This window comes from Pseudomonas sp. NPDC012596 (assembly GCF_042902325.1).
Lineage (GTDB): Bacteria > Pseudomonadota > Gammaproteobacteria > Pseudomonadales > Pseudomonadaceae > Aquipseudomonas.
Genome location: NZ_JBIBEB010000018.1, coordinates 130880 through 140519 on the forward strand (window position 1 = coordinate 130880; position 9640 = coordinate 140519).

Annotated in this window: 7 protein-coding genes; 2 read left to right on the top strand and 5 right to left on the bottom strand. The window is 64.1% G+C overall.

What is annotated here, in order from left to right; translation table 11 throughout:
- Positions 1–65: 65 nt before the first annotated feature.
- From preA to hydA, 3 genes are all read right to left on the bottom strand, one after another.
- Positions 66–1340, bottom strand: coding sequence for an NAD-dependent dihydropyrimidine dehydrogenase subunit PreA (gene preA, locus ACFY68_RS20780; RefSeq protein WP_387531137.1), 1275 nt, complete (start codon positions 1338–1340; stop codon positions 66–68).
- Positions 1341–2708 carry an NAD(P)-dependent oxidoreductase gene (locus ACFY68_RS20785; RefSeq protein ID WP_387531140.1) on the bottom strand — a complete coding sequence of 456 codons (1368 nt, stop codon included), beginning with the start codon at positions 2706–2708 and terminating at the stop codon, positions 1341–1343.
- 94 nt (positions 2709–2802) lie between these two features.
- Positions 2803–4242: a dihydropyrimidinase gene (gene hydA, locus ACFY68_RS20790; RefSeq protein ID WP_346612098.1), complete on the bottom strand. Its 1440-nt coding sequence runs from the start codon at positions 4240–4242 to the stop codon at positions 2803–2805.
- Between the two features lie 612 nt (positions 4243–4854).
- On the opposite strand from hydA, the gene ACFY68_RS20795 reads away from it, so the two are divergent.
- On the top strand, positions 4855–6357 hold the full coding sequence (locus ACFY68_RS20795) for an NCS1 family nucleobase:cation symporter-1 (RefSeq protein WP_387531143.1): 1503 nt from the start codon (positions 4855–4857) through the stop codon (positions 6355–6357).
- 13 nt (positions 6358–6370) lie between these two features.
- Complete coding sequence (locus tag ACFY68_RS20800; protein ID WP_387531146.1) at positions 6371–7654, top strand: Zn-dependent hydrolase; 1284 nt, start codon at positions 6371–6373, stop codon at positions 7652–7654.
- Positions 7655–7758: 104 nt separating this feature from the next.
- On the opposite strand, the gene ACFY68_RS20805 is transcribed toward ACFY68_RS20800, so the two are convergent.
- Together ACFY68_RS20805 and ACFY68_RS20810 are read right to left on the bottom strand one after the other, a co-directional pair.
- On the bottom strand, positions 7759–8715 hold the full coding sequence (locus ACFY68_RS20805; RefSeq protein ID WP_387531149.1) for an MBL fold metallo-hydrolase: 957 nt from the start codon (positions 8713–8715) through the stop codon (positions 7759–7761).
- Positions 8716–8818: 103 nt separating this feature from the next.
- On the bottom strand, positions 8819–9370 hold the full coding sequence (locus ACFY68_RS20810) for a lipocalin family protein (protein ID WP_387531152.1): 552 nt from the start codon (positions 9368–9370) through the stop codon (positions 8819–8821).
- Positions 9371–9640 lie beyond the last annotated feature (270 nt).

Here is a 9640-nt window from a genome sequence, read left to right on the forward strand (position 1 = left end):
GGGGCAGTCCATACCTGTGGGAGCTGGCTTGCCAGCGAATGGGGCGCGCAGCGGCCCCGATTGGCTCAGCTCGCTTCGCGGTAGGGGTTGCGCGGGTCCTGGGTCCAGTTCAGGTACGGCTTGCCGGTGTCCTGCGCGACCATGTCGATGCAGCTTTCCACCGGGCAGGTGATCTGGCACAGGTTGCAGCCCACGCACTCGTCCTCGATCACGCTATAGGCATGCGTACCGTCAGCCTTCAACGTGCTGGCAATGGCCTGGTGTGAAGTGTCTTCGCACGCGATATGGCAGCGCCCACAACCGATGCAGGCAGCCTGGTCGATGTGCGCCACCGACTTGTAGTTGATGTCCAGGTACTTCCAGTCGGTGGTATGCCCTACGGCCTGGCCGCGGAATGCCTCCAGGTTGGCGTGCCCGTGCTGGTCCATCCAGCGCGCCAATCCGTCCTTCATGTCCTCGACAATGCGAAAGCCATGCAGCATTGCTGCGGTGCACACCTGCACCGCACCACTGCCCAGGGCAATGAACTCGGCAGCATCGCGCCAGTTGCCGATGCCCCCGATACCGCAGATCGGCAAGCCGCGGGTTTCCGGGTCTCGGGCGATTTCAGCCACCATGTTCAGCGCAATGGGTTTAACGGCCGAGCCGCAGTAGCCACCGTGGGTGCTCTGGTCACCGACGATCGGGTGGGCGACCATGCGGTCCAGGTCGACGCTGGTGATCGAGTTGATGGTGTTGATCAGCGACACGGCATCGGCGCCGCCGCGATGGGCCGCACGGGCCGACTGACGGATGTCGGTGATGTTGGGCGTGAGCTTGACGATCACCGGCAACGAGCAGTACGTCTTGCACCAGCGGGTAACCATCTCCACGTACTCTGGCACCTGGCCGACTGCCGCGCCCATGCCGCGCTCGGGCATGCCGTGCGGGCAGCCGAAGTTGAGTTCGATGCCGTCGGCGCCGGTGGCTTCCACCAGCGGCAGGATGAACTTCCACGACTCTTCCACGCACGGCACCATCAGCGACACGATCAACGCCCGGTCGGGCCAGTCCTTCTTCACCTGGGTGATTTCACGCAGGTTGATCTCCAGCGAACGGTCGGTGATCAGCTCGATGTTGTTGATGCCCTGCACCTGGCGGTTGGCGCCAAAATGCGCCGAATAGCGCGACGACACGTTGACCGCTGCCGGGTCCTCGCCCAGGGTTTTCCAGACCACGCCGCCCCAGCCGGCCTCGAAGGCGCGGACCACGTTGTAGGCTTTGTCGGTCGGTGGCGCGGAGGCCAGCCAGAACGGGTTGGGGGCCTTGATGCCGGCGAACACGATAGACAGATCGGCCATTTATGCAGCCTCCACATTGAGCATGAGTTGGGCATGGATGGCTTGCGCCGCCAGCTTGCCGTGTTGCACGGCCTGGACGGTGAGGTCCTGGCCCAGGGCGGTACAGTCGCCGCCGGCGTAAACGCCCGGCAGGCTGGTGCGCATGCCCTCGTCGACGCGGATGCGTTCGCCGTCGCGGGCCAGTTGGGCGGCCAGTGGGTCGCTCAGGCTTTGTTCGTCGAAGCGTTGGCCGATGGCCTTGAAGATGGCGTCGGCTGCCAACTCGAAGGTTTCACCGGTATCGCGCAGGCGGCCATCTGCCAATTCGGTACGGGCGAAGCGCATGCCGCGTACGCGGCCGTCATCGGCTAGCAGCACGGCGTCGGGGCGGGCCCAGGTGTGCAGGCGCACCTGGTTGGCCTTGGCTATGTCCTGCTCATGGCCGGTGGCGCCCATGTCGGCGTGGCCGCGGCGGTACACCAGGTTGACGTCGCGGGCGCCGAGGCGGCTCATCTGCACGGCCATGTCGATGGCGGTGTTGCCCGCGCCGATGACCAGGCAACGCTGCGCCAGTGGCAGTAGCGACAGGTCGTCAGCCTGGCGCAGTTCACGGATATACGCGGTAGCGGCCAGCAGGCCGGGCGCCTCCTCGTCGGCCAGGCCGAGCTGGCGCACCGCGTTCAGGCCGAGGCCGAGAAACACGGCGTCGTACTGATCGCGCAGTTCGGTCAGGCTCAGGTTGGCGCCCAGGCGTTGGCCGTGACGGATCTCGATGCCACCGATGCCGAGCAGGAACTCCACTTCGCGCTGGGCGTAGTCGTCCACCAGCTTGTAGCGGGCGATACCGTACTCGTTCAGGCCGCCGGCTTTTTCGCAGGCTTCGAACACCACCACATCATGGCCGTGCAGGGCCAGGCGATGGGCGCAGGACAACCCGGCCGGCCCGGCACCCACCACAGCGATGCGTTTGCCCGTTGCCGGTGAGCGCTTGAACGGGTGCTCGCTGAAGCCGGCATTGTCCAGGGCATAGCGTTGCAGCTGGCCAATCAGTACCGGCGCGCATTCCTGAGCGTTGTTGCGCACGCAGGCCTGCTGGCAGAGGATTTCGGTGGGGCACACACGGGCACAGCTGCCACCCAGGATGTTGGCCGAGAGAATGCGCTCGGCGGCCCCTTGCAGGTTGTCGTCGCTGATGCGGTGGATGAACGAGGGGATGTCGATTTCGCTCGGGCAGGCGTTCACGCACGGGGCGTCGTAGCAGTAGAGGCAACGTGCGCTCTCTACGGCGGCCTGGCGGGCGGTGAGCGGCGGCGCGAGGTCGGTGAATTGCTCGGCCAGCTGGTCGGCGCCGGCCCGGGGGCGCGGCAAGTGGTTCAGGGCATCGATCACGGTTGTAGCCTCTCTTTTCTTTTTTGGTTTTGGCAGTCAACGGCAATACGGCGCCGCCCGGCCTCTGGGGGCCGGTACGGCATTGCGGGGTGGCTCAGCGCTGAACGGGCGTCGGGCGCTGCTGCTCGGCGCGGCGGCCCAGTACCTCGTACACCGAGGGATAGGCCGGGCGCTCCACGTAACGACCGGCGCCAGCTTCTGCGCGCAGGTCGCCATCGGCCCAGACCAAGCGGCCCTGGCTGATAGTGTGGCTGGGGATGCCGCGCACGGTGCGGCCCTCGAAGATGTTGAAATCGACGCGCTGGTGGTGCGTTTGTGCCGAGATGGTGCGCGTGCCCTGTGGGTCCCACAGCACCAAATCGGCATCGGCGCCGACGCGGATGGCGCCCTTGCGCGGGAACAGGTTGAAGATTTTCGCGGTGTTGGTGGAGGTCAGCGCGACGAATTCATGCATCGACAAGCGCCCACTGTTGACCCCTGCGTCCCACAACACCGCCATGCGGTCTTCGATGCCGGCAGTGCCGTTGGGGATGCGGCTGAAGTCGTTGCGGCCCATGGCTTTCTGTTCGGCGCAGAAGCAGCAGTGGTCGGTGGCGGTGGTGTGCAGGTTGCCCGACTGCAGCCCGCGCCACAGCGCCTCCTGGTGCTCGCGCGGGCGGAACGGGGGGCTCATCACGTAGCCGGCGGCAGTGGCCCAGTCCGGGTTGCGGTAGACGCTGTCATCGATCAGCAGGTGGCCGGGCAGCACTTCACCGTACACCGGCTGGCCTTTGGCCCGGGCATAGGTGATTTCGTCCAGCGCTTCGCGGCTGGAAATGTGTACCACGTACAACGGTGTACCAATGGTTTCAGCAATGCGGATAGCGCGGCTGGCGGCTTCACCTTCGACTTGCGAGGGGCGCGACAGCGGGTGTGCTTCCGGGCCGGTCAGCCCCTGGGCGAGCAGTTTTTTCTGCAGGTGGTAAACCAGCTCGCCGTTTTCGGCGTGCACCGTAGGTACCGCGCCCAGCTGCAGGCAGCGTTCGAAGCTGGCCACCAGCGTGTCGTCGGCGGCCATGATGGCGTTCTTGTAGGCCATGAAGTGCTTGAAGCTGTTCACCCCATGGTGGTTGACCAGCTCGCCCATTTCTTCGGCAACCTGCTCGCTCCACCAGGTGATGGCGACATGGAAGCCATAGTCGCAGGCGCTTTTCTGCGCCCAGCCACGCCAGGTGTGGAAGGCCTCCAGCAGCGACTGCTGGGGGTTGGGGATGACGAAGTCAATGATCGACGTGGTACCGCCCGCCAGCCCTGCAGCGGTGCCGCTGAAAAAGTCTTCACTGGCCACGGTGCCCATGAAGGGCAGCTGCATGTGGGTGTGCGGGTCGATGCCACCGGGCATCAGGTACCTGCCGCTGCCGTCGAGGATCTCGCAGTCGGTGGGGGCTTCAAGGTCTTTGCCAATGGCACGGATCTGGCCATCGACACAAAGTACATCGGCGGGGTAGCTCTCTTCGTGCGTTACCACGGTGGCGCCACGGATCAACAGGGACATGCCGTCTTCCTCGCAGGCTGACCGGTCTGGGCCGGTTCTTGAGTTTTTATGTGCCAGTGGCTGAGGGCTGGTTAATCCTGTCAGTCCTGACAAGATTGAAATCTAGATGCTGAAATTGGATTGTTCAAGAAAATAATTTATGAGCTTATAACTTTAATAAATAACTGATATTTAACGATTTATTCTTCAGTTCACCAAAATGGTGAGCCTGTTCACCATTTTGACGCACTTGACAAGAAGCCAAATTGGTCAAGATTTTCCATGCAAAATCAGCTGCTTGAAACCTGGCTTCGAAGCGCCGGATGCGCTTGTGAAAAACCAGGTTGCACCAGTTTGAACCCTACTGCTGGGGCCAGGGCCGGCCCATAGCGCAGTGAGCGACAGCCGATGGAATAACCGTGCCTTCGGTTGAAGTGGATATATGCCTTGCAGATCAGTTGATTACCTCCGGTCGGCGGCGGCCGGCCGGGCAGGCGCAGGCCTGCCCGGCACGCAATTTGAGTACGGCCACAACCGCCAGGCCGGACCGGAGGAGCAGTACTGGTGGTGTGTGTACTCCGGCCATCGCATTAGCCCGATGAGCAAACAATTAGAAAAACTGGAGAAGGCCCCATGCAACAGAGCAGATCCGAAGTGGTCGAGCAGGCTGGCCTGTTCGAGCTGTCCGCAGGCAATGACGTCCTCGACAGCCCGCGCTACAACCATGACATCGCACCGACCAAGGTGCACCAGCGCACCTGGAACAAGTGGCACATCACCGCGCTGTGGGTGGGCATGTCCATCTGCGTGCCCACCTACACCCTCGGCGGCGTGCTTACGGCCTACTTTGGCCTGAGCGTGGGTGAAGCGTTGCTGGCGATTCTGTTGGCCAACCTGATCGTGCTGATCCCGCTTACCCTCAACGCATTCCCCGGCACCAAGTACGGCATTCCGTTTCCGGTATTGCTGCGCTCATCGTTCGGCATTCTCGGCTCCAACGTGCCGTGCCTGATCCGCGCGGTGGTTGCCTGCGGCTGGTTCGGTATCCAGACGATGTTCGGTGGCTTGGCCATTCACCTGTTCCTGGGCTCGGTCTTCCCTGAGTGGAAAGCCTTGGGCGGCACCGGTGAAGTCATCGGCTTCATGGTGTTCTGGGCGCTCAACCTGTGGGTGGTGTTGCGCGGTGCGGAGTCGATCAAGTGGCTCGAGACCTTGTCAGCGCCGCTGCTGGTGGCAGTGGGCGTCGGCCTGTTGTTCTGGGCGTTGCCGCACATGTCGATGACCGAGCTGCTGGCCCAGCCACCCAAGCGACCGGAAGGGGCCAGCGTGGTCAGCTACTTCTGCGCGGGGCTCACGGCGATGGTTGGCTTCTGGGCCACGCTGTCGCTGAACATTCCGGACTTCAGCCGTTACGCCAAGAGCCAGAAGGACCAGATTCTGGGGCAGATCTTCGGCCTGCCGCTGACCATGTTCCTGTTTGCGTCGCTGGGCGTGGTGCTGACCGCCGCTTCGGCATCGCTGGTGGGTGAAACGGTGTCCGACCCTGTGAGTTTGATCGGCAAGATCCACAGCCCGGGTTGGGTGGCCCTGGCCATGGCGCTGATCGTGATTGCCACGCTGTCGACCAACACGGCGGCCAATATCGTCTCGCCGACCAACGACTTCCAGAACATCGCCCCGCGCCTGATCGGGCGCAGCCGCGCCGTATGGCTGACCGGTTTCATCGGCCTGGCGCTGATGGGGCATGAGCTGCTGAAGAAGCTCGGCTGGATCGTTTCCGACCTGAGCCTGGAGAGCGTCTATTCCAACTGGTTGCTGGGCTACTCCAGCCTGCTCGGGCCGATTGCCGGGATCATGGTGGTGGACTACTTCCTGATCCGCCGGCAGAAGCTGGACCTGGCAGGGCTGTACCGCGATGACGTCTACCCGGCCTGGAACTGGGCAGGCTTTGCCGCTTTCGCGCTGCCGGTGGCGCTGACCGTGATGGCCATCGGCAACAGCAGTTTCAGCTGGTTCTACGACTATGGCTGGTTTACCGGTTCGCTGCTTGGCGGGGCGCTGTACTACGCGCTTGGTGCAGTGGCGGTGCGGGGGCCAGTGCAGCCTGTGATGAATGCCGATAACAAAAACGCCTGAGGAGACACGACCCATGACCCCAGCCCAGCATGTGCTGCAATCCACCGAACGCCACGTCAGCAGTGAGCGTTTGTGGCAATCCTTGATGGCGCTCGCGCGCCTGGGGGCCACGCCCAAGGGTGGTGTCTGCCGCCTGGCATTGACCGACCTCGACCGCCAGGCCCGCGACCTGTTCGTTGAATGGTGCGAGGCTGCTGGCTGCAGCGTCAGTGTCGATGGCGTCGGCAATATCTTCGCCCGGCGCCCCGGCCGCAACCCCAAGCTGCCACCGGTGATGACCGGCAGCCATATCGACACCCAGCCCACCGGCGGCAAGTTCGATGGCTGCTTCGGGGTAATGGCGGGCCTGGAGGTCATCCGCACCCTCAACGACCTCGGCATCGAAACCGAGGCACCGCTGGAAGTGGTGGTGTGGACCAACGAAGAAGGTTCGCGCTTCCCGCCGTGCATGATGGGCTCGGGGGTATTTGCCGGCAAGTTCACCCTGGAGGACACCCTGGCCAAGCGTGACGCCCAGGGCGTAACGGTGGGCGAGGCGTTGAACGCCATTGGCTATGCCGGCCAGCGGGCAGTGCTTGGCCACCCGGTGGGCGCGTATTTCGAAGCGCACATCGAGCAGGGGCCGATTCTTGAAGACCAGGCCAAGACCATCGGCGTGGTGCTCGGCGCCCTGGGGCAGAAGTGGTTTGACCTGACCTTGCGCGGGGTCGAAGCGCACGCCGGCCCTACGCCGATGCACCTGCGCAAGGACGCTTTGGTCGGCGCCGCAGCGGTGGTCGAGGCGGTCAACCGCGCAGCCCTTGGCCATCAACCGCATGCTTGCGGCACGGTCGGTTGCCTGCAGGCTTACCCAGGCTCACGCAACGTGATCCCGGGCGAAGTGCGCATGACCCTTGACTTGCGTCATCTCGAAGGCGAGCAGCTCGATTCGATGATCGCCGACGTGCGTGCGGTGATCGACGCCACCTGTGCCAAGCACGGCCTGAGCCACGAACTGACCCCGACGGCCGACTTCCCGGCGCTGTATTTCGACCGTGGTTGCGTCGATGCCGTGCGCGATTCGGCGCAGGCTCTGGGCTTGCCGCACATGGATATCGTCAGCGGGGCAGGGCATGACGCGATCTTCCTGGCCGAACTGGGGCCGGCGGGGATGATCTTCGTGCCCTGCGAGAATGGCATCAGCCATAACGAGATCGAGAACGCTACCCCCGAGGACCTGGCGGCAGGCTGTGCGGTATTGCTGCGGGCGATGCTGGCGGCGTCGGAGGCGATTGCCAGCGGGCGTTTGGCTGCTTAGCGCCGGTGCTCGCCTCTTCGCGGGTGTACGCTCCCACAGAGCAGAAGCCCAATCCGCTAAAGCGATATAGGGGGCGGAGCGGGCTTGCCGCGCGAATGCGCGTTTTACACCGCACAGAGGCTGCCATCCCGCCCAATGTGATAACGCTGCAGGTCCCGCGCCAGCGTCAGGTTGCCGCTGTACTGCGCCAGCGCTTCTTCGCGCACATCGTCGATGCACGGGCTGCGGCGCGGGTCGGGCTGGTAGCGGGCACTGAAGTGTGTGAGCACCAGGTTGCGCACCCCGGCCGTTTCGGCAAAGCGCGCCACCTGGGCCGCACTGCTGTGACCAAAGGTGGCCCCGCTGCGCTCGATGATCGGTTGGGTGAACGTCGCTTCGTGCACCAGCACATCGGCGCCCTTGGCAACCTCAGCGAGCAACTCGGGGCTGTCGTTGTCGCCACAGACAATCACCTTTCGCGCCGGCCGCGAGGCCCGCAGGTAATCGCGGCCATGCAGCACCCGCCCTGCATGTTCGATGGAATGTCCCTTGGCCAGCTCGCCCCACAACGGGCCGCGCGGGATGCCCTCTGCGTCCAGGCGCTGTACGTCCAGGCGCGGCTCGGGGTTGAGTTCGCTGAACACGTAGCCGACGCTGGGTACCCGGTGCGACAGTTGCACGGTGCTGACGCGCAGCGCATCGCTGCACCAGTCGGTCAGTTGCTCAACTGCCAGCAAGCGCAATTCGAATGGCAGGAAGGTATCGCTTGCGGCCAGGCCCAGGCGAAGCCAGTCGTGCAGTGCAGCAGGCAGGATGAGGTCCAGGGGCTGCGTTCGCCCACTCATGCCGGCACTGGCCAGCAGGCCGGGCAGGCCGAAGCAATGGTCGCCGTGCACATGGGTGATGAACACCCCACGCAGGTCGCGTATCGACAAAGGCGTGCGCAGCAATTGATGCTGGGTGCCTTCGCCACAATCGACCAGGTACCACTGGCTACCGCTGGCTTCGATGACCGCGGTGGCGCTGACATTGCGGGCCTTGGTCGGCACACCGGCCGAGGTGCCTAGAAAGAGTAGGTCCATTGTGGGTCGACAGTGTTATAGACGTCGCAGGTTTCGGATGCTGAGAGGGCGCACACCTTAGCCGGATTGAGGCCAGGCGTCGATGGTGTGCACTCGGCGCAGGTTACTCCGCCTGGCGCCAGATCAGCTTGCTGGTGTCATAGCCTTGCTTCTGGGCAATCGACAGCAGCTGTTCGCGGGTCTGGTCGGTAATGGCCGGCGTGCGCGACAGCAGCCACAGGTATTCCCGGTTCGGGTGCCCGACCAGCGCCACGCGGTAGTCCTTGTCGTGGTACAGCACCCAGTATTCGCCCTTGGTCAGCCCTGGCGCCAGGCGGCTGAACCAGTTGTCGAACTGCACCCAGAGCTTGTCGGTCTTGCCAGGCTGCTGGGCCTCGGCGATACCCTTGGCCTCGTTCAATTGGCCGTCCTTTTCCTTGCAGCGGTTGGTCACGTCGATGCGCCCGTCCTCGCGCAAGCCGTAGTGCGCCTCGGACTGCACGCAGTTGCGCTGGAAGAACATCGGCAAGCGCGCCAGCTCGTACCAGGTGCCCTGGTAGCGTTGCAGGTCGACCTGCTGGGTGGTGGGCGGCGCCCGGTGTTCGTCGCCTGAACCGGCGCAGCCGGCCAGGGCTAGCGTTATGCAGGAAAGGATCAGGGTTTTACGCATCGGCATGGCGAACCTCCTGGAAGCGGATGGGTGCTTACCTTTGCTTCGATGCGGGTGAGGGGCAAAAGTTGTATGGGGTTTTTGGCGCATGTCGGTAGATAGGTGGTGTTGACACGATCGAGCGCCGCCCGTGCGGCGCTTCGCGAAGTGCTTGCCTTGGGATCTTTAGCGCCTTTGAGACCGAGCGCCGCCCGCGCGGCGCTTCGCGGGGCAAGCCCGCTCCCACATTTGTTGCAACGTGCCATTCCAGTCAGGCCATGGTTGTCCGCCTTGGCG